26 protein-coding genes are annotated in these 25,098 nt (G+C 48.4%); 13 read left to right on the forward strand and 13 right to left on the reverse strand.

The window, feature by feature from the left end:
• The first annotated feature begins 108 nt into the window (after positions 1–108).
• A complete protein-coding gene (locus BP71_RS23270; RefSeq protein WP_496383695.1) occupies positions 109–690 on the forward strand; it encodes a DJ-1/PfpI family protein in 582 nt (193 codons plus the stop codon).
• Positions 691–762: 72 nt separating this feature from the next.
• Here BP71_RS23270 and BP71_RS23275 read toward each other — a convergent pair whose 3' ends face one another.
• From BP71_RS23275 to BP71_RS23290, 4 genes are all read right to left on the reverse strand, one after another.
• Positions 763–3,312 (reverse strand): glycoside hydrolase family 20 protein, encoded by a 2,550-nt coding sequence (locus BP71_RS23275; protein ID WP_496383697.1) that lies wholly within the window; start codon positions 3,310–3,312, stop codon positions 763–765.
• Between the two features lie 177 nt (positions 3,313–3,489).
• On the reverse strand, positions 3,490–4,605 hold the full coding sequence (locus BP71_RS23280) for a hypothetical protein (RefSeq protein ID WP_496383699.1): 1,116 nt from the start codon (positions 4,603–4,605) through the stop codon (positions 3,490–3,492).
• 100 nt (positions 4,606–4,705) lie between these two features.
• Positions 4,706–5,257: a hypothetical protein gene (locus BP71_RS23285; RefSeq protein ID WP_496383701.1), complete on the reverse strand. Its 552-nt coding sequence runs from the start codon at positions 5,255–5,257 to the stop codon at positions 4,706–4,708.
• Positions 5,258–5,360: 103 nt separating this feature from the next.
• Positions 5,361–5,768 (reverse strand): lipocalin-like domain-containing protein, encoded by a 408-nt coding sequence (locus BP71_RS23290; protein ID WP_496383703.1) that lies wholly within the window; start codon positions 5,766–5,768, stop codon positions 5,361–5,363.
• 405 nt (positions 5,769–6,173) lie between these two features.
• On the opposite strand from BP71_RS23290, the gene BP71_RS23295 reads away from it, so the two are divergent.
• Positions 6,174–7,061 carry a DMT family transporter gene (locus BP71_RS23295; protein ID WP_496383705.1) on the forward strand — a complete coding sequence of 296 codons (888 nt, stop codon included), beginning with the start codon at positions 6,174–6,176 and terminating at the stop codon, positions 7,059–7,061.
• A gap of 35 nt (positions 7,062–7,096) precedes the next feature.
• Here BP71_RS23295 and BP71_RS23300 read toward each other — a convergent pair whose 3' ends face one another.
• The 3 genes from BP71_RS23300 to BP71_RS23310 all read right to left on the reverse strand — a co-directional run bounded on the left by BP71_RS23300 (position 7,097) and on the right by BP71_RS23310 (position 10,259).
• On the reverse strand, positions 7,097–7,945 hold the full coding sequence (locus BP71_RS23300) for a glycosyltransferase (protein ID WP_496383707.1): 849 nt from the start codon (positions 7,943–7,945) through the stop codon (positions 7,097–7,099).
• A gap of 294 nt (positions 7,946–8,239) precedes the next feature.
• Positions 8,240–8,653 carry a response regulator gene (locus BP71_RS23305; RefSeq protein WP_496383709.1) on the reverse strand — a complete coding sequence of 138 codons (414 nt, stop codon included), beginning with the start codon at positions 8,651–8,653 and terminating at the stop codon, positions 8,240–8,242.
• The gene (locus BP71_RS23310; protein ID WP_496383711.1) at positions 8,646–10,259 is read right to left on the reverse strand and encodes a sensor histidine kinase; all 1,614 of its coding nucleotides are present in this window, start codon (positions 10,257–10,259) and stop codon (positions 8,646–8,648) included. Before BP71_RS23310 ends, BP71_RS23305 begins: the two co-directional genes overlap by 8 nt.
• A 480-nt stretch (positions 10,260–10,739) precedes the next feature.
• On the opposite strand from BP71_RS23310, the gene BP71_RS23315 reads away from it, so the two are divergent.
• The 8 genes from BP71_RS23315 (at position 10,740) to BP71_RS23350 (ending at position 17,470) form a co-directional block, all read left to right on the forward strand.
• Positions 10,740–11,387: a FadR/GntR family transcriptional regulator gene (locus BP71_RS23315; protein WP_496383713.1), complete on the forward strand. Its 648-nt coding sequence runs from the start codon at positions 10,740–10,742 to the stop codon at positions 11,385–11,387.
• A gap of 41 nt (positions 11,388–11,428) precedes the next feature.
• Positions 11,429–12,643, forward strand: coding sequence for an MFS transporter (locus BP71_RS23320; protein WP_496383715.1), 1,215 nt, complete (start codon positions 11,429–11,431; stop codon positions 12,641–12,643).
• Between the two features lie 102 nt (positions 12,644–12,745).
• The gene (locus tag BP71_RS23325; protein ID WP_496383717.1) at positions 12,746–13,105 is read left to right on the forward strand and encodes a DUF4180 domain-containing protein; all 360 of its coding nucleotides are present in this window, start codon (positions 12,746–12,748) and stop codon (positions 13,103–13,105) included.
• A gap of 18 nt (positions 13,106–13,123) precedes the next feature.
• Complete coding sequence (locus BP71_RS23330; RefSeq protein ID WP_496383719.1) at positions 13,124–13,687, forward strand: Crp/Fnr family transcriptional regulator; 564 nt, start codon at positions 13,124–13,126, stop codon at positions 13,685–13,687.
• 67 nt (positions 13,688–13,754) lie between these two features.
• The gene (locus BP71_RS23335) at positions 13,755–14,081 is read left to right on the forward strand and encodes a DMT family transporter (protein WP_496383721.1); all 327 of its coding nucleotides are present in this window, start codon (positions 13,755–13,757) and stop codon (positions 14,079–14,081) included.
• A gap of 197 nt (positions 14,082–14,278) precedes the next feature.
• Positions 14,279–15,466, forward strand: a complete 1,188-nt coding sequence (locus BP71_RS23340) for a tail fiber domain-containing protein (protein WP_496383723.1) — start codon at positions 14,279–14,281, stop codon at positions 15,464–15,466.
• A gap of 150 nt (positions 15,467–15,616) precedes the next feature.
• Positions 15,617–16,321: a 3-keto-disaccharide hydrolase gene (locus tag BP71_RS23345; protein ID WP_496383724.1), complete on the forward strand. Its 705-nt coding sequence runs from the start codon at positions 15,617–15,619 to the stop codon at positions 16,319–16,321.
• Positions 16,322–16,726: 405 nt separating this feature from the next.
• Positions 16,727–17,470 (forward strand): class I SAM-dependent methyltransferase, encoded by a 744-nt coding sequence (locus tag BP71_RS23350; protein ID WP_496383726.1) that lies wholly within the window; start codon positions 16,727–16,729, stop codon positions 17,468–17,470.
• A gap of 110 nt (positions 17,471–17,580) precedes the next feature.
• On the opposite strand, the gene BP71_RS23355 is transcribed toward BP71_RS23350, so the two are convergent.
• The 5 genes from BP71_RS23355 to BP71_RS23375 all read right to left on the reverse strand — a co-directional run bounded on the left by BP71_RS23355 (position 17,581) and on the right by BP71_RS23375 (position 21,655).
• The gene (locus BP71_RS23355; protein ID WP_496383728.1) at positions 17,581–18,162 is read right to left on the reverse strand and encodes a TetR/AcrR family transcriptional regulator; all 582 of its coding nucleotides are present in this window, start codon (positions 18,160–18,162) and stop codon (positions 17,581–17,583) included.
• Between the two features lie 113 nt (positions 18,163–18,275).
• Positions 18,276–19,025 (reverse strand): glucose 1-dehydrogenase, encoded by a 750-nt coding sequence (locus BP71_RS23360; protein ID WP_496383730.1) that lies wholly within the window; start codon positions 19,023–19,025, stop codon positions 18,276–18,278.
• Positions 19,026–19,171: 146 nt separating this feature from the next.
• On the reverse strand, positions 19,172–20,482 hold the full coding sequence (locus tag BP71_RS23365) for a sensor histidine kinase (protein WP_496383731.1): 1,311 nt from the start codon (positions 20,480–20,482) through the stop codon (positions 19,172–19,174).
• A 271-nt stretch (positions 20,483–20,753) separates the two neighbouring features.
• Positions 20,754–21,302, reverse strand: coding sequence for a response regulator transcription factor (locus BP71_RS23370; RefSeq protein ID WP_496383733.1), 549 nt, complete (start codon positions 21,300–21,302; stop codon positions 20,754–20,756).
• Entirely contained in the window at positions 21,296–21,655 is a 360-nt protein-coding gene (locus BP71_RS23375) for a ligand-binding sensor domain-containing protein (RefSeq protein ID WP_496383735.1), read from the reverse strand. Before BP71_RS23375 ends, BP71_RS23370 begins: the two co-directional genes overlap by 7 nt.
• Before the next feature lie 457 nt (positions 21,656–22,112).
• Between BP71_RS23375 and BP71_RS23380 the strand changes: the two genes are divergently transcribed.
• Positions 22,113–22,421, forward strand: coding sequence for a hypothetical protein (locus BP71_RS23380; protein ID WP_496383737.1), 309 nt, complete (start codon positions 22,113–22,115; stop codon positions 22,419–22,421).
• A 234-nt stretch (positions 22,422–22,655) separates the two neighbouring features.
• On the opposite strand, the gene BP71_RS23385 is transcribed toward BP71_RS23380, so the two are convergent.
• Complete coding sequence (locus BP71_RS23385) at positions 22,656–23,222, reverse strand: ExbD/TolR family protein (RefSeq protein ID WP_496383739.1); 567 nt, start codon at positions 23,220–23,222, stop codon at positions 22,656–22,658.
• A gap of 539 nt (positions 23,223–23,761) precedes the next feature.
• On the opposite strand from BP71_RS23385, the gene BP71_RS23390 reads away from it, so the two are divergent.
• Complete coding sequence (locus BP71_RS23390; protein ID WP_496383741.1) at positions 23,762–24,439, forward strand: hypothetical protein; 678 nt, start codon at positions 23,762–23,764, stop codon at positions 24,437–24,439.
• A 10-nt stretch (positions 24,440–24,449) separates the two neighbouring features.
• Positions 24,450–25,058 (forward strand): Crp/Fnr family transcriptional regulator, encoded by a 609-nt coding sequence (locus tag BP71_RS23395; RefSeq protein WP_496383743.1) that lies wholly within the window; start codon positions 24,450–24,452, stop codon positions 25,056–25,058.
• Positions 25,059–25,098: the final 40 nt, after the last annotated feature.

Here is a 25,098-nt window from a genome sequence, read left to right on the forward strand (position 1 = left end):
ACCTGACGATAATCATCCGGATAACTTTTATGTAGCCGGAACCAGAACGGTTCTTTTGGCGTATTTTGAGGAGAGAACAAACTTTTAAATCACTAAACTTTAACCGCTATGTCAAAGAAAATTTTGTTGCTGGCCGGAGATTATGTCGAGGATTATGAGGCCATGGTGCCGTATCAGGCAATGCTGTCGGTGGGACTGGAAGTAGATACCCTGGCGCCCGAGCGGAAGAAAGGTGATACCGTACCGACGGCCGTTCACGATTTTGTGGGTGACCAGACTTATAAGGAGACGCAAGGTCACCGCTTCGCCATTACCGCGGACTTTGACAGTGTGGATCCTGCCGATTACGATGGATTGTACATTGCAGGCGGGCGTGCTCCCGAGTATACACGGCTGAACAAGCGTGTGCTTGAAATTACCCGGCATTTCTTTGAGGCCGACAAACCGGTAGCGGCTATCTGTCACGGTATTCAGATCCTGACTGCTGCGAAGGTGTTGCAGGGGCGTACCCTCACCGCGTACGTGGCCGTAGGGCCGGATATTGAGCTGGCTGGGGGAACCTGGAAAAACATTCCTGCCGACCAGGCTGTTGTGGATGGCAATCTGGTAACTTCCCCGGCCTGGCCAGGGCATCCGGCTATTTTAAAAGAATTTTACAAGCTCCTGGGCGTTCAGATTAGTGGTATCTGAGCTAATAAGAGGAATGTAAGCCAGAGCGGGCCGGCGCCCAAATAGTGCCGGCCTGCTTTGCATTTGGGTCCGCTATCTGGCGTTCTTTACCCAGCTGTGAAATGCTTCCCGGCCGCCGGCCTCGGCAAAGAATTTGACCTCTTCCCGTTCTGCGATCCGGCAGAAGCGGTCATAGGTTCCGTCATACTTAGCGACGACGGGCATTCTTCTGCATTTGAGATAGAGTAATGGGAGGGAAGCCATTTCAACGCGTTTCAGGCTGGCTTCATCCCCGGCCACTTTCCGGGCTTCTTCAAAAATCCGGTAAGCTTCATGTACAAATTCGTCTGAAAAAAGGGAATCGCCGGGTTCCAAGCCGAGGAAAATATGGGTGTTCGGCGTCAACCGGCTATGTAGGAGGTCGAAGTATTGACGGACGAGTTTTCCTGCGCGTCCATAATAGCCGTTCATGAAATCGTCGATGACGGCTTCCTGGTCGCAATCCGGGTTCCAGAGGAGTTTAGCAATGAGATAGGCACGAAGTTCGGCAAATTCTCCGCCGCGGCTCTGGTAAGCGGCTTGCTCCATGATCCCGATGGCATTGTTTTCGCGGAATGTGCGGATGTTGGGCTGCAATACCCTGAAATTGGGATAGGGCATTACGTAATGACTGAAATTCACGACATAATCCCAGATATAAAGATGCGGTGCCCGGGCCGACCAGTCGTTGAGTTCTGCCAGAAATTCCTGGTTTTTGGGGCAAGACTTGAAATCATGGGCAAAACAGCATTCGATGCTGCATAAACGGACGACGACATTGTTTTTCGGACGGATGTGGAGCGGTGGCTTGCGCGTATACTGGTAGGCGAGGGTCCCGATGAATTTATCGGGGAACTCCTGTGCGACGGCATCGGCAACCTGATTCACAAACCAGATGATGATGCCCGATTCGGTCCCTTCCTGTTTGACAATGGCCTGGCACTGGCTGCATTCGCAGGGGTTATGCCAGTCGTTTTGCGAAACGTCGTAGATCAGATATTCCGGACTTTCCCGCATCCGTTTCTTAATGCGTTCGGTGATAATCCGCAGCACATCCGGATTACTCAGGCACAACTGAGCGTGATCGTGTATCCTTTTCCCGTTTATCAGGCTGTAATATTCGGGATGCTGACCATAGAACTCTTCGGGGGGCATCAAGGGGTAAAAGGTATGCACGGCCCAATAGCTCTCAATGCCCCCGGGTTGTTTGGGCGTGCTCATGGAGCCGTTCATTTTGTTACGTGTGGCCCATATCGGATCAAATGCCTCGAAATAGAAATCATTGCGTACCCGCACTCCGGGTTGTTCGCTGTGCGCAAACCGCGTGAATTTCAGTTCCGACCGGGTGGGGATCGACTGGACGGCCGGCGTGTACCAGCGGCAGCCCAGCTCATTTTCGAGGAACGCCAGCACACCGTACATCGATCCGCGTTGCTTTCCTCCAAAGATCAGGATGTCCTGTCCGGCATTCAGGTAACGATAACCTTCGTCGGTATCGAGCGGTGCATTGATTTTGATTTTTTGTTTTACCAAATCATTGAAACCTACCACGATCTGAGGCCCATTGTGCTGTGTGCCGAGCTCCTGAACCGGAAACGCTGCCCCGCTAACTTCTTTGAGCCATTTCGACAACTCACCCGCGGCCCATCGCTCCGATTCGGAGGCGCTGGCGTCGATCGCAATGCGGTAAGCGGTGGCGCGGTCTTTAAACATGATATACTCCTCTCTCTTGCCCGAAATGAACTGCTGATCGAGGCGGATGGTTTCGCCGCTGGTGAGTTGGATGTCAAATGAGGCGTTGTAGTTTTGGTAATCTAAGCTTTTCAGGTCAATGATGCCTGTAAAATCTCTTGTCTTTTCTTCTGACGCTACTTCCTGGCCCACTTCGTTCTTTACGGACAATTTCATCTTTCCAACCAGTTCACGAAGTACAACCGGCGAGTATGCAGATGCAATGACCGCTTCCCCGTTGACTTTGGGCTCAATACGGAAAAGGCGTTGATTAGCGAGCTTTGCCACACTGAATGGCAGAAAACGGGCGCAAAACTCCCAGCGATTACCACGTTGTTCCACTTTCAGCAACAATTTGTTGGCCCCCTTCTGTAAAGCGACAGGAACGATATCATCGTCGGATTTTAAACCTCTCTCCGACGGATGATCCCAAACGAGCTGTCCGTTAAGCCACAAGCTGCCGCCATCGTTGGTACCTAAGGCTAGCGAACGGATCTCATTCCGCAGTGAGTAGACTTCCGTGTAGGCATATGCAAAAAGAGGAGAGCCCGCCGAAAGTGCCTTCCTCAGGTCGATAATGGAATCTTTCGAATGATGCATTACCCATTGGAAGGATTGTTTCCCTGACTTCATGCTGGCTCCTTCTTTCGGGAAGAGCTTCTCTTCACCGCCTGCTTTTGCCAGAAATGCGGCCTGATAGCCGGGCAGGTGGTCCCAGGCCTGGGCGGGATCGTTTGACTTCGAGAGTGGAAAGGGACCGCAGAGCAGCCAGCTACTGAGCCATTGGCCGTCTTTAACAGGTTGTTGAGCGAATACGGAGGAGGTTAGAAAGCAGAAAATGGCAATGCATTTGAGTGTCAGTTTTCGTTGCATGATGATCAGGATAGCGTTGAATCAGTCAATCAGGTTTAAATAGTACTCACTGATGAGATTCTTGGACTATCCGGAGAGGGCTGGCAAGCAAAAAATCCCGCATACGACTGTGCGTATACGGGATTGAAAGTGGTGCCGGAGGGCAAGTTTTGAAATAACTATTTAATCTGTTTCACCTCAAAACTTGAATGATACACCGGCATTCACCGAGTAGTCGGCAAATGCAGCGTCGCCACGGACGAATGTATTGGTTTTAACAGAGTTCTCTTTGTCGGTAACACTCTGGGTGCGGTTTCGAATGAAAGCAACCGGGGCCGTCACAAAGAAGCTGAACTTTTTACCTGAGTAATTAATACCCGGCTCAACACTCCATACATAACCCGGGCGACGGAAATCGCCGCTTCCGCCAACAATGTCGTGAACGGGAATACCTTCCAGGCGCGCGCCTGCGGCAATGGACAGGCCGTGGGCCAGTGTATTGAGCGAGTAGCTGAACCCGCCACGGGCCATGTACTGGTCGGGGACGCTCATAATGGCTTCGTTGGCCAGACGGGGCGTCAATGTTTCACGATAGGTGCGGACGCCGTTCTGTTCCCTCGGGTTCAGGAGATAGAAGAAGTTACCATACACCCCGAAATTGTGAAAGAGATTGTAATAGGTGTTCAGTTCGACGGTAACACCGGTACCACCATCGCCAAGCTGGATCGACTGATCCACGGTACGAAGCTCCTTGGTGCCATTGGGGCCTACATTGTACCAATAGTCTTCATACTTGTAGTCGCCGGTAGGCAGCTTGATGCCCAAGCCAACCTGGATATTGCCCCGCATGCTTTTACGAGGGTCGAACAGCCAACGATAGGCTGCAATGCGGAGGTCGCCGATACCAAAGGAATGCATGCTGTGGCGCTCATTGAACTTGTTGGCGCCATTGACCAGCCCGTGCTCATAAAGCGATGACCTTGTATTGGAAATAATGGGCAGATCTATCATAATGGACCAGCGATCGTTCAGGATACGGGTCAGGTTGAGGTCCAGAGAAGCGGTATGGTTGATCACTTCGGTGTGCTGGACGAGCCGCTCCTTGTTTTCGTCGGGTCCCGAAAAGTGGCGGAACGATTTGAAATACCGGGCGCTGGTGCTGAATACCCATTGCTGGTGATCGGAGCTGTCGGCATGGGCAAGCATACACGCGCTACCGGTACCACGAATGGCGACGCAGCCCTGGGCAAATGTGTTTTGAGTGGCGCAAAGTGTAAGTAACAGGGCGAATTGTAAGTATATGATGACTTTCATAAGAGTCTTGGTAAAATGTTCCTGATGGGTGGAAAGGGATGCTTACGCCGCGGCGGTCCTGTTATTTTAACAGGTTGCGCCGGGCAGTTTTTTGAACTAATTAAGAGAGCAAGGCTCCTTCGGGAGGCGGGGCTGGTGTGCTGAGACTGGTTTGAGAAACCGGGTCACTGTATTGGTCTGTTGCTGATGGTGTTGTTTCGAGCCATTCCATCACAAAGAAAATATGCTTCTGAGATGAAGTCATAAATTCTTTCATGAAGTTTTTGAGCAATCGGGAGTGGTCTCCGGAAGGAGTCCTGGTCGTCTCGTCAAGGATGTGCTCGGCGAGCTCCGCAAACCGGTCGCGGGCATTCTGGTCGTACTCGCAATACACGTACATGGTATCGCTGACGAGTTGCTTTGCCCTGATCTGATAATATTCTCCCTTGTGCTCGATTTTTCCTTCCGAGGGTTCCGGGTGCGACCAGCTTACCTGGTAGGGCAGCGATACAGGCACCTTCACGACAATGTCCTTCGAATAGGAACTACGTTCGATATAGTCCGGTCCTGCCCCGGTAGCCACATACTTTTCTTCCAACAGATACACTATGGGGTAGCCTATCATGTTGTAAAGCAGAAGCCCGAAAAGCAGGAATGATAAAATTCGGCCCAAATTCGATCGCAGCAGTTTTGTTCTTTATACAAATGTAAAATAAAGTCAAAAAAATGCAAAGATCGTACAATGAAAATAGTGCGGGCAAATGGTATCACCTCGGTTATTCGAGCCGCTGATAGATAATAACATCATATTCATTTTTCCATGTCATGCGGTTGCCGGAAAAACTGACGGTATAATCGTTGGAAACTGCGAAGTTGGTGGCGGAGGTCGAAATTTTGTTGCCGTTCAGTTTCCATTTGGTTTTGGCCCAGAGCCGTTGCTGGATATTTTTGTAAGCCTCGTCACAACCGGAGGCAGATGCATCCAGACGGTAATTGCCGTCTTCCGTAATGCGGTAAACGATCTTGGCTGCGCAGGGGCGATGCGTAAGTAAAGCCACATGGGAATCGAACGTTTTGCCTTCGAATGTGCCCAGGTGCGAAACAATTTTCCAGTTGCCCACGGGACTTTGCGCGTACAATGTCGAAGTGCAGGACAACATTAGCAGAAACATCAGCTTTTTCATGATACTTGTTCCATTTGGTAGTGCAGCAAATGTATCGTCCCGGAACAGAGGACTCAACACCGAATCGACGAGCGACATTTCAAATCGACGGAAAGAGGTTATGTGTGGCAAATCCGGAGCAATCCGCCTATCTTTGTGCAGGTAATTTTCAAAAAGCAATGTACGATAACCAGTTCTTCCGCAATATCCTTCCCCCTCCGGTAGCCAGTCGGGCTTAACAACCGGAGTCAAATCAGGTGCTTTCTGTTTGTGCAGGAAGTAGACTTGCTATTGCAGTTTCCTTAGTTCAAAGGTTGTTTGGCCGGAACCCGCCAGGGATTCCATGAGCCGGTGTATGCCATTACGCCGAACCGGTCACATCGAATGCCCGATGTCCATTTATCAATTATTTGAACGACCATAACAATGAAAAAAGCTTTCATCAAGCTACATATAGCAATTATACTCGCCGGGTTTACCGGTATTTTCGGAAAACTGATCACCCTTAACGAAGGCTTGCTGGCCTGGTACCGGATGTGGCTAGCCGGTATTTTGATGGTGATTATTCTCATGCTGACCCAAAAACTCCCACGCGTATCACTTACCGAGTTCAGACGCATTTCGTTGGCGGGCTTGCTGCTTGGCCTGCATTGGATTTTCTTTTACGGCAATATCAAGTATTCCAATATCTCGGTAGGGGTAGTGTGTTTCTCGCTGGCCGGGTTCTTTACGGCGATCTTTTCGCCACTGATCAACCGGAAGCGATTCGTGCTTTCAGAAATACTGTTGAGCATGCTCACGCTGGCTGGTATTGCATTGATTTTTAGTTTTGATTCGCGCTACCGGACCGGTATCGCATTGGGTGTCGTTTCCTCGGCCATCGGGTCGCTGTATATGATCACCAATGAGCGGCTGGCGCATTCATTTCGAAGCGAAACGGTGACGGTATATTCCATGATCGGCGGAGCGCTGAGCCTCACGCCGCTGATGCCGGCTTATTTCCATTTCTTTCCCGTGGCCACGCTGATGCCTTCCTGGTCCGATTGGGGTTACCTGTTGCTGTTGTCGTTCTTCTGTACGGTAGTGCTATATATGCTGCAGACTCAGGCGCTCAATCGTATTTCCGCATTTACGGTCAATCTCAGCCTGAACCTCGAGCCGGTGTATACGATAGCGTTGGCTATTCTTATTTATCATGAAAATAAGGAGCTCAACTGGGCCTTTTACCTTGGGTTGATACTGATTGTCTTATCAGTAATATTACAGATGTTCAATGTATTAAGGGATCATAGAAAAGGTCAGGTACCGGCGTGATGAATCCGAAAAGTAGTTCCCGGTTTGTCCGGGAACTACTTTCTCAGTTTGTCAAGTATGTCGTCAACCGCAGGTTTGATGAGTTCCATCGGGTCATCGTGAACCGGTCGGAGAAACCCCGGATACCGGAATGATGCGGGGATATCCAGTTCCAGATTGAATGCGTCTTGCCTGCGGCTAAGAAACAAGCCTTCCGCCTGCAAATGCTCCGCCAGGTACTCCTGTTCCGATTGCCCGGGAGTAGGGATCAGCAATGCTTTTTTTCCAAATGTAGCGAGGTCCATCAGTGTCGAGTAGCCGCTTCTGCATATCACCAGTTGCGCTTTGTCCAACGCGTCTGCCAGTTGGCCCGCATTCAGGTGCGTGTGGTAGCTGATGTGCGCGGGCAGGCCCAATGGCACATGCCCCGCGGGATGACCCGCAACAAAGCGGAATTGATATCCGGAAATGCGTGCGACCTGCGAAATAATTATCTCTTCAAGCATTCCGCGCATGGGCTCCGGTCCGGAAAGCAAGATCAGGATCTCGTGTTCCTGCCCCGACGAACGCCCGAAATGCCGCTGTAACTGGGAAAGCATACCCACGTAGCGCGCATTGGCAGGCAGGCGGTTAGGGTGCGACAATGTTCCGCCCAATGCGCCCGCACCTGCATAATCGACGACCCAGCATTCATCGAATTTTTCCAATTGCCGGTAATGCAGTTTCCTCAGAGCAAGATCTGAAACCTGCCCGAAGCCGGTCCTGATTTGTAATTGATGGGTCATGATCACGCTGTAAACGCCAGGGATTTTTAGTCCGTAGCGGTTGTCGGAAATGACGAGATCGAATGACCGGCGCGCATGTTCATCGGTGAGCCATCGTCGTTCACGACGGATCGCACTCAATATTTTGGGGATTTGAGCCAGAATTCTGGCGGTGAAAGTCCGTCCGCTACGGCTGTAAGTTATTTCATACCCGGGTAAAGGCAGGACATCCAATTCCGGAAAATTGCTTTTCAGTAACGCGCCCGCCGGTCCGGATGCTGCGACAACGACGGTATGTCCTTTTTCAAGGAGATAACGGACGACAGGGATACAGCGGGTAGCATGTCCCAGTCCCCAGTCCAGAGGCGCTATCAGGATACGGAACGGCAGGGTGACGTAATTTTGATTATGACGATAAAAATAGTAGGTAGCGTGTTATTTTGAACTATGAAACGTGAGTACACGATCTGTTATTTCGCGAAGTAACGGGACCTGCAATGGTTTTTGCAGGTAATCCATCACGTACCCGGAATGCATGGCGCGATTATAATCATCTTCTTCGGCCGAGGAGCTCATCACGCAGATTTTGATCAGATCAGCTACCGCTGTTTCCAGTTTTCCATATTCATGCAGGAACTGCCAGCCATCCAGAATAGGCATATTAATGTCGAGCAGGATGAGCTGCGGTAACTTCATGGTATCTTCTTTGTGCCGGACCAGATATTCTATGGCATCCTGGCCGTTTTCAAAAAAGATGATTTTCCGGGCTATGCAGGCCTTTTCAATAATTTTTCTTAGCAGGAACGTGAAGATTTTGTCGTCGTCGACGATGCAGAGTATTTCAAGCATTTTCGTTAAAAGTGATTTTAAAAGTAATGCCGGTACCGACTTCGCTGAATACCTCGATTTTCCCGCCCTGAGCTTCAATCTGATTTTTTATCAAAAATAGTCCCACACCGTGAGCATCTTCGTGTTTATGGAAGGTGTTGTACAGCCCGAAGATTTTACCCGCATGGAGCGAAAGGTCGAGCCCTTTTCCCTGGTCGCCGTATTCGAGCACTTTTAAGCCCGCCCGGTCCCGGTAAAACCGTAGTTTAATGCAAGGATGCTGATGGTCTTTTTTGTACTTGATGCCGTTGGTAATCAGGTTCAGCAGGATACTTTCAAGGTAGATGCGGGGGAAAAAGATTGTTTTTTCGTCGAAATCTATCTCAACGCGCGCCTCGTTTTTGTGAAGACTCTCGTCCAGCACGCTCAGTACCTGGTTGGTTACCTCCCTGATATCCAATTTCTCACCCTTCAGATGGTTGTCCCGGATCTTGATAACCTGAGAAAGGTCGTCGAGTGTTCCGCTAAGGTATTTCGAAACGGTTTTGATCTTCTGAAAAATTTCGTCGTTGTCCTTGTTCAGTGTCGATTCATCAACGAATTCAGTCAGAAGTGCAATGTTGCCGGAATGGTTGCGGAGGTTATGCGACAGGATATGTGTAAAGCTCTGAAGTTGGTTATTTTTTTGAGCCATCTGATCGATGGACTTGACCAGGTTGATTTCCAGTGTTTTGTACTTGTCGATATCCATAATAATACCGCGAACCTTATTGATCTGTCCACCGGTGTTTGAAAGCGGTGTGGCGGAGAACCGCACCCATTTTTTTACTCCGTTCCGCGTGAGTAGCTGCAATTCATGATCCCATGTGTTACCGCATTCCAGGGAGTCACGCAATGCAGCCCGGATGATAAGCTGATAGGGTTCGGGAAAGAAACGCAACAAGTCCTGCTGGTATCTGATCTCCGACTCATCGGTTTCGAAGATATTGCCACAGGTGGCTGTCCATTTGAATTGCTTCGTGGTAGTATCAAATTCCCAGCCACCCAGCTTCCCGACATTTCCCGCAGCGGAGAGGAGGAATTCGCTTTCAGCCAGTTTATCTTCCACCGCTGTGCGTTCGTCGATCTCCTTTTGCAGGTCATACACAGATCTGAGCAGCAGTACATTGGGAAGGACTTTGAAAAGGTAGTAAACCGTGGTGAGCGAAATGATGGCCGTTGCGAACCGTACGAGCGCGCTGAAACGGTATACCGGCAGCCAGAAGATCACGGCGTCGATGAGGTGCGTGGTTCCACAGAGCAAGATAAAGGCACCGAAAAGCCAGATCGTTTTGGGGAATGGGAAATCCTTTCTTTTCAGTGTAAACCGGATCAGGAAGACGGGAATCAGAAAGTAAGCAGCCCAGATAAGAATATCAGAAACGATATAAAGCCATCCGTGAAAATCCGACCACGAGCCGCAGTGCCAGCGGGCAGGCCATTCGTTGATGCTGAAAAGTCCACTGAAAAAATCTCCTGCCTGTTGTGATAAACGATCTTCTCTGGGCGCGGCAGATGGCATACCCACACGGCAAACAGGAATATTTTCAGTCGGAACCACTTCTGGAAGGGTTGTTTCCGGGACCATGAATCGTCAAGTAATCGAGGGTGCAAATCGAATATTAGTGATTATTACTATTCCGAACAACTGTAAATTTGATTACCTGATTTGGATGCCCAAGGGTGTAAAAATATTGCTTTATTTACGCATAGAAGTATTTTTATTGGAAATGACAACGCTGGCCAAAATTGTTATCGAAGGTTCTTTGTAGAGTTTTCAGGTTGCTAAGCCTATTGGGATCGAGCATCGTAAAATATGTTCTCGGGTGTCGAATAGGTGGGTTAATCGGTATGATCATCATCCCTGGCGCCCATCGAAGTTTTGGCTGCGGAACGGATTGGCGTAGGATCGTCGATATCGGCGATGAGAGGGAATAGAATAAATATTTTCGTATGTAGAAAAAAGTTGAGATTCCCAGGCCGAGGTCATGAGTTGTTATTCTTGCATTTTTCAAAGTATTCGCTACTTTTGTAGTCATCAGATGATATGATGAATTAGTTGGAGATCATGATAGAAAAAAAATCCCTGGCCGATGCAGTTGCGCAAAGGATTCGTGAAGAGATCGAGAAAGGACAGTATGCGGTCGACGACCGCTTGCCTACGGAGCCGGAATTGATGAAAACATTCGGAGTAGGGAGGTCTTCTGTCCGCGAAGCCATACGGATCCTGGTCAACTCCGGTTTTCTTCGGGTGCAGCAAGGGGTTGGGACGTTTGTGGAGAGCGTTCGTGGCAGCGAACCGCTGAGCAACTGGCTGGGTAGGGCCGATATTAATGATCTTATGGAGGTCAGGGAGCTGCTTGAACCCAGGATTGCAAGCAAAGCCGCTGAAAACCGGACGCAGGATGATTTGAAAACCATGAAGGCAAAACTTACCGAGCGGGGAGCCTACGCGGATGCGGGGGATATCCGGTCTTGTATCCGCGCAGACGTAGAATTTCATCTGTCTATTGCATCAGCCTGCGGTAATGAGATACTTACGGAGCTATACCACTCGGTGTCTGAGCACGTGATGAGCTGGTTCATGCTGACTTACACCGACACAGCAATATTCAGGACAACCCAGGTGCTTCACGAACAACTTTTCGAACACATCAAAGCAGGAGCTTCACAAAAAGCGATGGTCGCAGCCGGAAATATCATTGGGCGCGTCTAATTTTTTTAACCTTAAACATCAGATGATCTGATGAATTAAACATGGAAACAACGCTTTCTTCTTCCAAAACCGTCAGGACGACAGTCTATGGGATCTTGTTGACGATCAGTTTTACCCATTTGCTCAATGACCTGATCCAGTCGGTGATCCCGTCCGTATACCCGATGCTCAAAAATGATTTCGGCCTCAGTTTTACCAGAATCGGGTTGATTACGCTTGTCTTTCAGCTAACAGCGTCCATTCTTCAACCCGTAGTGGGCTTTTATACCGACAAGAAACCGACGCCCATGTCGTTGGCTATCGGCATGGGCTTTACCTTCCTGGGCCTGATCGCCCTAAGCCTCGCTGTGAGCTTCGGAATGATATTGGTTGCCGTGAGTCTGATCGGGATGGGCTCATCGGTGTTCCATCCGGAGGCGTCGCGCGTGGCGCATCTCGCCTCGGGAGGAAGGAAAGGACTGGCACAGTCGATATTCCAGGTAGGCGGTAATGCGGGAAGTGCTATTGGTCCGTTGCTGGCCGCGATTGTCGTGGTTCCATACGGACAGTTTAATATCATCTGGTTTGCATTGGTGGCGATACTCGCCATGCTGATTCTGGCGCGGATCGGCTCCTGGTACCGGATTAACCTGGTCGTGAAAACCAGGCAGTATGCCGGACAAACGGTTTCATCATCAGCTATGCCAAAGCTGAACCAGAGAAAAGTGACTACCTCGATCGGGATTTTGCTCGTCCTGATTTTTTCCAAATACTTTTATATGGCCTCGATGACGAGCTATTTCACCTTTTTTCTCATCGACAAATTTCATATCAGCGTCGAGCAGTCGCAATATTACCTGTTCGTGTTTCTGGCCGCGGTTGCTGCCGGAACCATTATAGGAGGGCCGTTGGGTGACCGTTACGGTCGGAAACACATTATTTGGGTCTCGATTCTGGGTGCCGCACCGTTTACACTGATGCTTCCTCACGCGGGTCTTTTGGGAACGGTGGTGCTTTCTGCGGTAATCGGCGTCGTTATTTCCTCCGCATTTTCGGCGATATTGGTATATGCAACCGATCTGGTGCCGGGCAAAATCGGTATGATTTCCGGTTTGTTCTTCGGTTTTGCATTCGGAATGGGTGGGATCGGCTCAGCGGTGCTCGGCTGGCTGGCGGACTATACTAGTATTGAATACGTGTTCGGTATTTGTGCTTATTTGCCTCTGATTGGGGTCCTCACCGCTTTTCTACCAAACATCGAAGGATCGCGGAGATAGGCCAATGCGTCGGCTAAGCGGGCGGAGGCAGCCCGCTTAGCCGAAACTTTTATTACCTTGGGGCGGTTCCGCTAGAAATATTTCGGATAGAACTCCATATTCATGAACATACAGGTACACGAGGCCAGGGGGATAAAAATTGCGGAGGTTAAATCGGATGACATCCTGATCAGCACGGCAGAAGAAGGACTTCAGTTAATGGTTGATTTGTATTATCAGGATTTCGGCGAGTTTATTTTGCACGAGCGGAATATCTCGCCGGATTTCTTTGATCTGAAAACGGGCATTGCCGGCGAAATTCTTCAGAAGTTTAGTAACTACCGGATCAGGCTGGCGATCGTGGGCGATTTTATGGCCTATCCGGGAAAGAGTCTGAGGGATTTCATATTTGAAAGCAATAAGGGGCGGCAGGTTAATTTTTTAGATTCAGTGGAGGAGGCTGTCGAGCGACTTGCGCGCTGAGCAACCGTACTTTGTGCCATGGAAGTAGACGAAATTTTGGACAGGCTCTATGAATTGCCCGCGGCCTCCCGGACAGCATTAAAGGCGAGTATCTCCCAGATAGCTTATCCCAAAGGTCATATTTTATTGCGGGCAGGGAAAGTTGAGCCGATGCTTTACTTCATCAAAAGAGGTATTGTCCGCGCTTATGCCGACTCAGAATGCGGCGACGTTACTTTCTGGTTTGGGAGGGAGGGGGATACCGTCATTTCCATGAAAAGTTATGTCGCCGGTGAGCCAGGTTACGAGCACGTGGAGTTGCTGGAAGATTGTGAGCTTTACGCGCTGGCGACTCAGAATCTGCGGAATTTATTTGCTAATGACATCCATATCGCCAATTGGGGGCGGAGACTCGCGGAAAAGGAGCTCATCAAAACCGAGGAGAGGATTATTGCAGCGCAATTCAGAACTGCTCAGGAAAGATACATTGCCCTGATGACCGGGAGTCCGGACCTTCTTCAAAGGGTACAATTGTGCCACATTGCTTCATACCTAGGCATTACACAAGTTACTTTGAGCCGGATCCGGTCCGGGATCAGGTAGCGCTTTTTAACATTTGTAAAATTTTTTGTCAACCCGGTTGCGGACCTTTGTAGAAAACAAAAAAGGTATGAACTGGATAATTTTGATTGTAGCAGGCCTGTTTGAAGTCGCATTTGCTTCCTGCCTGGGAAAAGTACGCGAAACCAGCGGCGTGGAGATGTACTGGTGGTTTGCCGGATTTGTCGTTTCTCTGGTCGTCAGCATGGCATTATTGCTGAAAGCTACGCAAACACTGCCGATCGGGACAGCTTACGCGGTATGGACCGGCATTGGTGCGGTGGGAACAGTCCTGGTAGGGATGTTGGTCTTTAAAGAGCCGGTCAGCTTTTGGCGCGTGTTTTTCATTACCACGCTCATCTGCTCCATTATTGGCTTGAAATCTGTGGCGCATTGACAGATCGTGACAGTACTTTTCGGATTCATTTTTTGGAATCGCTTAGACGGAGCCTTGGGCGCAGAGGCCTGATCACCAGGCTTTTTCCGTAAATACAAAACATAGTTAAATGGCGGCGACAAATTGTTAGAAAGCTGATGGTAGCGTCTTTAATGGGATAGTTATAAAAATAGTTCTACAAAAACTATCTCATAAACATGAAAAGAACCATTACTTTCCTGCTAGTTTTAGTTTCTCTCTGCGCAAAAGCACAGGTTGGGATCGGGACTATCTTCCCGAAAGCGGGCCTCCATGTCGCCGACAGCAGCGTGCTTTTTTCGGCATCAGGAGATGTGGCGACCAGCCCATCCGGAATACCTGCAACAGGAGAAGGCCGGCGTATGATGTGGTATGCCGACAAAGCCGCTTTCCGGGCGGGTTATGTTGGCAGTTTCGGAAGTTCCTATTGGGATAATGGTCTGGTCGGGAATTATTCTTTTGCCGCCGGCAGTAATACGCGCGCGTCGGGGCAACATTCGTTTGCTGTGGGGCTTGCGACCACCGCTTCCGGGAATGAGTCGGTGGCACTCGGCAGCTATGGTACAGCGTCAGCGGATCGTGCGTTGGCATTCAATGGTACTGCTTCGGCCGTCGGAGCGATCGCAATGGGAAGCGGCGCACAGGCGACCGCTGATGATGCGATGGCACTGGGGCCGTCGTCGATTGCCGGTGGACTGGCCTCGGTGGTGATTGGCCCTTCGATCGCCTACGGCGCTTTTGGGATTGCTATCGGGTTACAAAATAGTGCCCGGGGCAATTTTTCCCTCGCAATGGGTAAGAACGCCCGTGTGCGGCACCAGGGAGCGTGTGTAATCAGCGACGCGAGTGCCGGGTTCAGCAGCGACAGCGCATATAGCAGCAGCAACAACCAGATGACGATGCGTTTTGTCGGAGGTTTCAGGCTTTTCACAACGATGAACCTGAGTACCGGAGTGACGCTCGCGCCGGGCGATGGTGCCTGGGCAAGTGTCAGTGACCGCCGCAAAAAGGACAACTTCAGGAACCTGGACACGGAACAGATTCTGATGAAAGTAGCCGGAATGTCGGTTACAAGCTGGAACTACAAATCGCAACCAGCTGCGACGCGGCACATTGGTCCGATGGCGCAGGACTTCTATGCCGCGTTCGGGCAGGAGGGCATCGGGAACGATACGACCATCAATACCATTGATATCGACGGCGTAAATATGGCCGCGATTCAGGCACTCGAAAAGAGAACGAAGCAATTGCAGGAGGAGAATGATCAGCTCCGTGCGAGATTGGAGGCATTGGACAAGCGGATGGTTTCTATGGAAAAAATGATCAATAATGTGGCAAAGAAGGAAAAGGTAATGGCTTCCCGTTAGGTTAACTGAGATGATCGATACATGGAAAAGGCCTCCGGCAAACTGTCGGAGGCCTTTTGGCAATTGACCAGATATTTTTTTTGATTAATCCAGACAGATCGGATTGAAAATCATTAATTTGAAACCGCTTTTAAACCAATTTTTGCAGACATGAAATATTTTAAAATCAGCCGTGCGGCTATTTTTCTGTTTCCAATGTTCATATCCACCATGGGTTTTTTCCTTCCCGGGCGCTGGGTGACTCTTTTTGATGGAAAAGAAATAAAAGGCTTGCACAGTTACAATCAAACGAAGGCTGTGGGCTGGTTTGTCGAAGATGGAATGCTAACCAGTGACGGCAGTGGTGGCGACCTGGTTACGGACAAGGAATATGGAGACTTTGAACTGGAATTTGAGTTTAAGATTCCGGAAGGAAGTAACAGCGGAGTGCTGTATAAGGTAATTGAAAAGCCGGAAATCAAACGGACCGTCTTTTCAGCCCCGGAATACCAGATCATCGATGATAAAAATTATCTGGTCAAAGACGAGAGTGGGAAAAACGTTGGTCTGAAACCCGTACAACTGACTGGGGCAAACTACGACATGAACCCGCCCTCCGACCCGACGGCCTTCAAACCGGCGGGAAGCTGGAATACCGGGAAGATCGTAGTTGAAAAGGAGCATATCCGACATTATCTGAATGGAAAGATCGTGGCTGATTATACATATGGCAGCGATGCCTGGAAAGAAGCCGTAGCCAAAAGTAAATTCAAGGATTGGCCCTACGCAACTCCGCATCACCGAGGAAAAATTGCTTTACAGAACCATAATGCGAAGGAAAAAGTATGGTTCCGGAATATTCGTATCCGTGAGTAAATAGTAGTGGCTATTGCGGATAATCAATTGCTAAAAAAGCATGGTGAATTATTTAATAAGTTATCAAAATTCTAATGGATAAATAATTAGTGCCGTTTAATAAGCTAGATCCGAAATTTAAATGTATTGTCGTAGAATTGGTTAAGTTACGTGTGGGTTACCTTTCTCTAAGCTACGATGAATATAGATCCTACTGTCAATAGTAAAATCGGAGACAATACTTTGGCCTGTCCGTTGTGCCTGGGAAAACTCGAATTTTCCGGGGATCAAATATTATGTTCCAATTTGGAATGTAATCATTCTCGGAATGCCATTCCATTAATACAAAATAGAATTCCGGTTTTGGTAGATTTCGATCGTTCGATTCTCGATGAAAATCCATTGCTTTCTACAAGCGGAGAAAGCTTGATCCCAAGAACAGGAAATAAGTACGATCTGATTAAAAAAATATTTTGGAATAGCAGCGGTACAACCCGGAAGAATCTGGATCAGTTTCTCGGTGCCTTACCAAAATATCCGGATCGCAGGGCAACGGTCCTCATAATTGGAGGCGGGGCCATAGGGAATGGGGCAGGAGGGATGTATGACGATAAAACAATCGACATTCTTTCTTTTGATATTTATGCATCGCCGAATACGCACTTTGTCGCGGACGGCCATTCACTTCCCATTGCAAGTGGAACGATAGACGGTATTTGGATTCAGGCGGTTTTGGAACATGTACTGTATCCCCATCAGGTCGTATCTGAGATACTTCGTGTATTGAAAAAGGATGGTGTGGTGTATGCCGAGACACCCTTTCAGCAGCATGTACATGAAGGACCGTATGACTTTACCCGATTTACCGAGAGTGGGCACCGGCTTTTGTTTAAGGATTTTCGATTACTGGACTCTGGTTTTGTAAGCGGTTTCGGTTCAGTGGTACTGTGGAACATTCGGTACGCCACATGGGGGATAACGCGGAGCAAGAAATTAGGTATTCTGGCTTCCCTGATATTTGGCTGGGTTCGGTTGTTTGATAAGCTGGTACCAGATGCGTTTAACATTGATACGGCGAGTGGCGTATTTTTTCTGGGGAAAAAAGATCCGGATTTTAAATTTAAGGACCGGGATATTATAGCCCATTATAAAGGATACCAAAGGAAATAATTCTATTCCCTGGAACAGGCTTAATAGAAATTGATCGGGTCTGATGCTTTCGGAATATCTTCATTCAAAACAGGTAGATCGAGATCGCTGAAAGAGCGCTTTTAACGGGCTTAATCCAGGACAGACAAAGTTACTTTGATAATATCATCAAAAAAGGCTTTGTCAGCCGTTAATTTTGCAGACACTCTCACACCTTTTACCGTATTAAAGATGAAACGGGCCAGCGCCCTGGCGTCCTGTTTGGTTGTAATTTCTCCGTTTACCTGCCCTTTCTGAATAACGGCGTAAAACAGCTCTTCTATGCGGCGCTCATTTTTAGAGATTATCTCTTTTACCTCTGCATCATGCGGCGCCACTTCTACCTCCGAATTCACCATAAAACACCCTTTGCCTTGCTCGTCATTCAGAAGGTCCCGAATGAAAAGCTCCAATAGCTGCCGTATCGCCTCTTTGGCAGACGCAGTGTTGGCAATGATATTATACATTGGGGTACTTGCGCTGTTTTGGTAGAATTCGAGCGCTTTAATGTACAGCGTATGTTTATCGGCATAAGTATCATACAAGCTCGACCGGCTGATACCCAGATGGTCCACCAACTCCTGCATGGATGTCCCATTGTAGCCCTTGTGCCAAAAAAGGCACACGGCCTTGCCCAATACTTCATCCTCATTAAAATCCTTCGTTCTTGCCATGGCAGAAAAGCTTTACCCAATGATGAGCAAAGCTATTCAATTTTGAATTAATTCGCGATTCCCCTCATCGGAGATGACCTCGGATCGCAGACTAGTTTTTGAAATACAATTAGTTAGCGTATGCCGCCGCTCGCGATGATCGTTTCGCCGGTTAACCAGCGGGAATCATCGGATGCCAGAAAAACTGCGATCGGAGCTATGTCGTCCGGCTGACCGATCCGTCCCAATGGCGCTGTCTTTTCGGCATTGGCATGAAAATCACTGCCGATAAACCCAGCCGTGTGCGTGCCTTCTGTTTCTACCATTCCCGGATTGATCGCATTGACCCGTATTTTTTTGGGACCCAGTTCTTTGGAGAGTACTTGTGTGATGGAGTCGACGGCACCTTTACTGGCTGTATAAATAGCGCTCCCGGGAGGGGTGATCCGCGTTACGGTAGAGCTGATGTTAATGATGCTTCCGCCTTTGTCGCCGAAGCTATTGACAGCTCCTTTGGTAACGAGCAATAAGCCAAGCACATTCGTATTGAACTGGCGGTTGAACTCTTCGGCCGTTACATCTTCGATCGCACCGAACTGATAGACACCCGCGTTGTTAACCAATATATCTACCCCTCCGAAAGCCTCCTGCGCTGCTGTGAAAATCCGGTCAACGTCTACCTGCTGGGAAACGTCTGCCTGGACTGCAATCGCTTTGCCTCCGTTATTGACGATTTCGGATACTAATTTTTCAGCCCCTTCCTTGGCTGATGCGTAATTTACAACGACCGCTGCGCCTTCTGCTGCCAGACCTTTTGCAATGCCGGCTCCGATTCCTTTGGACGCGCCCGTCACAACGGCCACTTTGTTTGCTAACTTTTCCATTTGTTCAGTTATGATAGATTTTTATTCGGAATGATCGTTCCGAATATATAAAGCTACAAACCGGAACAAACGTTCCGTTATGCTGAATTTTTTTTGCTGCCTGCTCCCGGAGCTTTTAGTTTTGAAAACAGAGTACCGGTATTTACTTATTCGCCAGCGTTCGCAGCAATTCGAACGTCGGTGGCCGCGCTGTCAGAAACGAGATCATCAGTGTTGAATTCATTAAAGATGATCCGGGCTGTCACTTTACCGGCGGTGGCCTCGATCAAAAATCTGACGTTCAGAAGCGTTGAAATGTCCCTCACCAGCACTAGACCCAGCCCATGACCGTCTGCGCCTGCTTTGGCGATATCCCAATAAGCCGAAGTACGTGACTCATCCTGCTCCAGGTTTCCATTCCGGGGTGTTTTTGAAACCGCATTCTGAATGAGCAGATGCAGCTCGTCATCCAAAACGTCGGTTGAGATCTCAATTTCGCCCATCCCAGTGTTTTTGATGGCATTGTCAAGCAGATTATGCAATACCACGCCTAGCAGATTGGCATTACTGGTTACACTCAGGCTGTCGTCCAGGCGGATGTGCAATGTGTTGTTTTTCGAATTAAGAATCTGTTCAAACAGGCGTGCTTTTTCGCTTATCACCGCTGCCAGATTTACATTACCCATATGCAGGGACCCTTTATGAATCTGGCCCTTGGCAAACTCAAGCAGATTGTGCATAAACGTGGCCATATGGTTCAGCGCATTTTCCAATTGCTGATTGTATTCACCCGCCTGTTCCACCTGCCGGTTTCTGATGAACTGTCCGATAAGTTCTGTACCCGAGATAATATGTCTGAGCGGCGCGTTCACATCATGGGCGATCGACGCGACTACGCGTGAGAGCAGATAGACCTGATGATCCAGCTCATCCTGAGATTCGCTCAGAACAGAAAGTGTCCGTTCGAGTTCTCTGGTTCGTTCGGCGACAAGGACTTCCAGCAGTTGTTTTTGTCGCTCGGCATCTTTGGCTTTGTTTCTTTCTCTATCTAGCTCCTCCCGTTGTTGTTGGCGCTCATTTTCAAGCAGAAAAATGAGCGGAATCATAATGAGTCCCACCAAAAATCCCCGGATGGAAAGGCGAACGGCGGCTAACCAAAAAGGAAGTTCACGCATTGGTTTAAGCGGATAGTCCTCGAAAAGCGGATTAGATCCGAAGTAAAATAGATTAGAGAGCGCTCCGCAAACCAGCAATGCGATGACAAATTTTTGCCATTTGGCTGTCCCAATCCGATAATAGATGTGATAGGTGGCCGTCCACATCGTCGCACACATCACCCAGATTACAATTTCTGATCCGATCAGATTTATAGGGTTGTGGCCCTGGCCTTCGGAAAGCCTCACGGGCAAGATCGACGTGGCTAAAACGGTCGCGATCACCGCACCGAGTTGCAGATTGTATCTTTTTATGGAAATCATAGTACCAGGAGCAATAAATTGGGCAATATAGCAGGTACTTTGTTTTCTCCCGATAGTAAGTTCAGGCCAGGTGTGGAAACTTTATGATTTATTAAACAGAAGCAGCACTCTTGGAGGAAGCTCCTGTTTTCGGAATACGATCAAAGTTTTATTTTCAATCGTATAAAAAGACCGATTGATGAGCCAGATACAGCCGGTGATGGAGCAATACGTGCAATGATTTTAGAAAGTTCTAAAATAAGTATCGCAGGATAGTGAATTGGATTATTTTTTAGTCAACCATGCTCCTCCATTTCTGCGGGGTTACACCAAACTCCTGCTTGAATATCCGTGCAAAATATCCCGGATCTTCATAGCCACAATCCATCGCAACCGACGCAACACTGTTAGCCGGGCCCTGCAATAGCTCCTTCGCTCTTTCGAGCCGGATCACCCTGATAAATCTGTTGGGAGAGCAGCCTGTTAGCACGTCCAGTTTCCGATGCAGTTGCGAATGGCTCATGAAAATCAGTTTGCTTAATTTCTCGACCGTAAAATCAGCATCATTTAGGTTTTGCTCGATGGCTTCCCGGACCCTTTTTACAAAACGATCCTCTAAGGCGTGATCGCTGATTTTATCCGAGTCGTTTGCCGACTGTAAGCGTGGATGATCAAAACCAGCTTTTTTGAGGTAATATTGTTGCAGCTTTTTACGCATTTCCAGCAACTTCCTGATACGCACCAATAGTTCTTCACTGTTAAATGGTTTTTCGAGGTACGCGTCGGCGCCTTGCTGCAAGCCTTCTATCTTACTATTGATATCCGCTTTTGCCGTCAGCATGATAACAGGAATATGGCTGGTGTTTTCGCTCCCGCGTCGCGCGTGCCTATCCACAGCCTGCCCTTGCTGTCTTCAAGCAAATTGCTGACCGAGTTGCTGCTGATCGAACTGGAATCCTGCGGGTCTGTGGTAAATGTTTTGAATGTGTACCCGTCATACCTGTTGAGACCGCCCTTGGTGACTATCCAGATAAAGCCCTCCCGGTCCTGGACCATATCGTTAATCAATCCCTGGGAGAGGCCTTGAGCGGTGGATATGAATTCATAATCAGAAGCTGTTTGGGCGAAAACAAGCGTTCTGCAAGAAAGGAGGATCAGTAGGAAAAGGACAGAAAGATAGCGGAGTTGAGTCATCTATAAATATAGCCTCCCCTGGCTATTGCACCATACCGAGCGTATACTTTTTAACCATTTCTGAGTAAAAAGCTGAATTTGTCCTGATAGTGCACAGTTTGTCCCGCTTAAAGAAGGAAATGTAGCATCGAAAGCGAAGAAACTCCTCACAAAAGCACCCGTTTACTCCGGAACTTTGGGAATCAATGCTCCGATTTTTCGAAGCGTTTTAAAACAACTGAAATGAAAAATCACCACCTCCTCCTCGCTATTACTTTATCAGCCGTTACGACCGCATTTACGCAGAAAAAAATGCACAGAACAGATTGTTTGGAGCATCCGGGCCATCACACTTGTAGACGAATTTTTAGCAGCCACAATCAGTGGTGACCCGGAAAAAATCGCAAGCTATTTAGCCGATGATTTTAAGTTCTACAACGGTACAAGCGCCGCCCGATACGATCCGGGAATTCGCAAAGTGCGGTTTGTAAAACTTGCTCTTCGTTACCAGCTGGAACGGGATTTTTTTACCATACAACCCTTTCCGGATGCTCATCCGGACGCAGTTGAATATCGGGAAGATCCTAAGAAGAGAGAAGTCTGGGTACAAACCTGGAATGTCCCGAAAGAAATGGATAAGAAGGCGGGGGTGAAATTGAATACAGCCGCCCCCCGCCTGTATAAGACCTCCAAAGACAACAAAATCAAAATGATCATCAATTTCACCAAGGTACCTGATGAGATCGGAGGCGAGATTTATTACAGTGAATCGCTACTGACCCAGTAGGTTACTCTTTTTCAGATGAAACCATTTCCATAGGAATTTCATGTATCAGACTTTTTTTGTTGGCATTTACCTTTCGCTGCTGTTTTTGGTGGTTCACAATCGGGTTTTGGCAGATTCACTGCCGGATCCGGTTGTCGCCGATAAGTGATGAGGAAGCCGGAACCGAAGCCAAACCCGCCACCTGCCGAAGGATGTCAGGAATATGGTCTTTCGATGTTGCGCAATGTTATCGGCTCATTTTTGGCCAAGTATTTTTTCTCCAAGCAGTTTAGTTTCCGATTCCGTGAGCTTATCTACAAGCGCATACCGGTTCGTTTTGGTAATAGCCATCTCATCCATCGCATCGACCATATTTTTATAGCTGGAAACGCCCGTGGGTTTTATAACTACGATCAGCGAACTGTTAACGCCTTCAGAACCGGGCAATGCATCTACGCGTTTGTGAGCGGCGAAGATGACATTTCTCAGCTCGTACCCGGGTCGGGTGATTTTCAGCGCAACCGGCGCAATGTCATCATTAGCCGCGACGCCATCCAGATAATATATTTCGTCGTGGTTGCCCAGGAAAAGCGTCAGTACGCGGGAGGCACGGATAGGGTCGGTATCGATCGTTGTATTGTCCGGAAAGAATACCGACATAGATGTTGGCTTGCTCATGGTCGTCGCTAGCATGAAAAACGTAATCAATAGAAAGCCCAGGTCGACCATCGGCGTCATATCGACGCGTGTCGAGACTCTGTTGCTTCTCAAATGACCATGGCGGCCGCCATGGGTGTTACCGGATACTTCGATTGCTGTCATGTTGTTAGGTTGTTAGTAATGAAAAAATTTCCCTCGGATGTCGCAGATTGCATTTTTTGAGCTCGGCATCGATCCACGTTTCCTGCTTTGAATCAACTGAGGGTCTATTACTTCAAATATATAATTTAACTATATATAAATACAAATTTCTTATAAATTATTCTGGGCAACTCTGGTTAGTCGTTAAACCATGGTCGCCCCGGGAGCTTCTTGCTTTCCCGGTCATGCCGTCGATGGAAGCTAATTCTAATTCCAGGATGAACTCTGGTGGATCAAAAACACCGGCGGAGTGCACAAGCATCTGTTTCACCTATTGTGAGAACCGCCGAGATAGGGCAAAAATCTTAAACCAGATCAAGGCTACTTCTTAATATAGGTCAATAGAGCAATCAGATGTAAATCCAGACCTTTGACATCTCATTCGCTCATGACCCAGTAGCCGTTGACGAAGCAGTGAAAGGATGGGAGGAGGCGAAAGTTTGTACAAAAGAATATCCAGATGAGAGACTTGAATCATGACATCCGTTAAAATCCAATCAATGAGAAATGTTTTGGTTACGATAGCAAGCGGAATCCTTCTTTTTAGCATAGACGTGACCGCACAACAGGTTTTGTTCAACGCGGCTACGCTCGAAGCAAATCAGGTTTCGACGCAGTTGGTTCAGGAAACCGGAAAGTCGGTGTTAAAAGTCACTAAAGACCCGGCTGTTAAGCTCGACGACGAACCTACTTTTGTAAAGATAAAAGGGACTGGCTTTCGCAATGGTACGATTGAAGTAAAGGTTCTTGGCAGGTTATTGAAAAACGCTCCTGCCCACGCCAGAGGGTTTATCGGAGTTGCATTCAGGATCAACGGAGACAATTCCAGGTATGAGAGTATCTACATCCGGCCAACCAACGGCAGAGCGGATGATCAGGTAAGACGCAACCATTCCATTCAGTACTATTCTTACCCGGATTACAAATTCGACCGGCTTCGAAAGGAATTCCCGGAAAAGTATGAGTCGTACGCAGATATGGAGCTGAACAGATGGATAACCATGCGCATTGAAGTAAACGGCCAGCAAGCCAAATTATATCTGGATGGTAATTCTCAGCCGGCACTCATCGTCAATGATCTTTTTCATGGCGCAGAGGCATCCGGCGCAATCGGTTTATGGGTAGAAGTCGGCACGGAAGGCTTTTTCTCTGATTTAATTATCACCAGGAAAGATTGATCCGCAATAGATGAAATACGGCACTTACACCACGTCCATACAGCCATTGCTGGATTACTTTGACCGGTACATTCCTCTGAGTAGCCGTGATCAGGAATTAGTAAAAACGCGGTTTCACCCGCGGCTATACAGGAAGAGGCAATTTGTATTGCAGGAAGGGGATGTATGCACCCAATTCAGCTTCATTGTGAGGGGATGCCTGAGAATGTATAAGATAGACGACAAGGGCAATGCCCATGTGCTTCAATTCGCCACTGAAAATAGCTGGATCAATGACCTCGGGAGCTTTCACGGTATTAAACCTTCCACTTTGAACATCGAGGCCCTTGAAGACACGGTCGTCTTCCAGATAAGCCGGGACGATCTGATCGTCTTGTACACGGAAGGCACCGAGTTTAACAGGATATTCCGTGTCCTGGTTGAAAATAGCCTCGTAAGCTTGCAGGAAAGGTTGCTGCAAAACATCAGTTCTACGGCTGAAGAGCGATATGAAACATTTCTGGAACGGTATCCTCACTTGATTAACCGTCTGTCGCAAGTCCAGATTGCGGCCTACCTGGGCGTTACGCCCGAATTTCTTAGCCGGTTGCGCAACCTCCGCAGCAAGGCAAAACCTTGATCTGGATCAAGGCTATTTCTTAAACGAGGTCATTGGAGCT

Source organism: Dyadobacter ginsengisoli DSM 21015, assembly GCF_059568735.1.

What these genes read in the sequence shown, in the direction of transcription:
- BP71_RS23270 (WP_496383695.1), top strand. Translation starts at nt 109, where the DNA reads ATGTCAAAGAAAATTTTGTTGCTGGCCGGAGATTATGTCGAGGATTAT.
- BP71_RS23275 (WP_496383697.1), bottom strand. Translation starts at nt 3,312, where the DNA reads ATGCAACGAAAACTGACACTCAAATGCATTGCCATTTTCTGCTTTCTA.
- BP71_RS23280 (WP_496383699.1), bottom strand. Translation starts at nt 4,605, where the DNA reads ATGAAAGTCATCATATACTTACAATTCGCCCTGTTACTTACACTTTGC.
- BP71_RS23290 (WP_496383703.1), bottom strand. Translation starts at nt 5,768, where the DNA reads ATGAAAAAGCTGATGTTTCTGCTAATGTTGTCCTGCACTTCGACATTG.
- BP71_RS23295 (WP_496383705.1), top strand. Translation starts at nt 6,174, where the DNA reads ATGAAAAAAGCTTTCATCAAGCTACATATAGCAATTATACTCGCCGGG.
- BP71_RS23305 (WP_496383709.1), bottom strand. Translation starts at nt 8,653, where the DNA reads ATGCTTGAAATACTCTGCATCGTCGACGACGACAAAATCTTCACGTTC.
- BP71_RS23310 (WP_496383711.1), bottom strand. Translation starts at nt 10,259, where the DNA reads ATGGTCCCGGAAACAACCCTTCCAGAAGTGGTTCCGACTGAAAATATT.
- BP71_RS23315 (WP_496383713.1), top strand. Translation starts at nt 10,740, where the DNA reads ATGATAGAAAAAAAATCCCTGGCCGATGCAGTTGCGCAAAGGATTCGT.
- BP71_RS23320 (WP_496383715.1), top strand. Translation starts at nt 11,429, where the DNA reads ATGGAAACAACGCTTTCTTCTTCCAAAACCGTCAGGACGACAGTCTAT.
- BP71_RS23325 (WP_496383717.1), top strand. Translation starts at nt 12,746, where the DNA reads ATGAACATACAGGTACACGAGGCCAGGGGGATAAAAATTGCGGAGGTT.
- BP71_RS23330 (WP_496383719.1), top strand. Translation starts at nt 13,124, where the DNA reads ATGGAAGTAGACGAAATTTTGGACAGGCTCTATGAATTGCCCGCGGCC.
- BP71_RS23335 (WP_496383721.1), top strand. Translation starts at nt 13,755, where the DNA reads ATGAACTGGATAATTTTGATTGTAGCAGGCCTGTTTGAAGTCGCATTT.
- BP71_RS23340 (WP_496383723.1), top strand. Translation starts at nt 14,279, where the DNA reads ATGAAAAGAACCATTACTTTCCTGCTAGTTTTAGTTTCTCTCTGCGCA.
- BP71_RS23345 (WP_496383724.1), top strand. Translation starts at nt 15,617, where the DNA reads ATGAAATATTTTAAAATCAGCCGTGCGGCTATTTTTCTGTTTCCAATG.
- BP71_RS23355 (WP_496383728.1), bottom strand. Translation starts at nt 18,162, where the DNA reads ATGGCAAGAACGAAGGATTTTAATGAGGATGAAGTATTGGGCAAGGCC.
- BP71_RS23360 (WP_496383730.1), bottom strand. Translation starts at nt 19,025, where the DNA reads ATGGAAAAGTTAGCAAACAAAGTGGCCGTTGTGACGGGCGCGTCCAAA.
- BP71_RS23365 (WP_496383731.1), bottom strand. Translation starts at nt 20,482, where the DNA reads ATGATTTCCATAAAAAGATACAATCTGCAACTCGGTGCGGTGATCGCG.
- BP71_RS23370 (WP_496383733.1), bottom strand. Translation starts at nt 21,302, where the DNA reads ATGCTGACGGCAAAAGCGGATATCAATAGTAAGATAGAAGGCTTGCAG.
- BP71_RS23375 (WP_496383735.1), bottom strand. Translation starts at nt 21,655, where the DNA reads ATGACTCAACTCCGCTATCTTTCTGTCCTTTTCCTACTGATCCTCCTT.
- BP71_RS23385 (WP_496383739.1), bottom strand. Translation starts at nt 23,222, where the DNA reads ATGACAGCAATCGAAGTATCCGGTAACACCCATGGCGGCCGCCATGGT.
- BP71_RS23390 (WP_496383741.1), top strand. Translation starts at nt 23,762, where the DNA reads ATGAGAAATGTTTTGGTTACGATAGCAAGCGGAATCCTTCTTTTTAGC.
- BP71_RS23395 (WP_496383743.1), top strand. Translation starts at nt 24,450, where the DNA reads ATGAAATACGGCACTTACACCACGTCCATACAGCCATTGCTGGATTAC.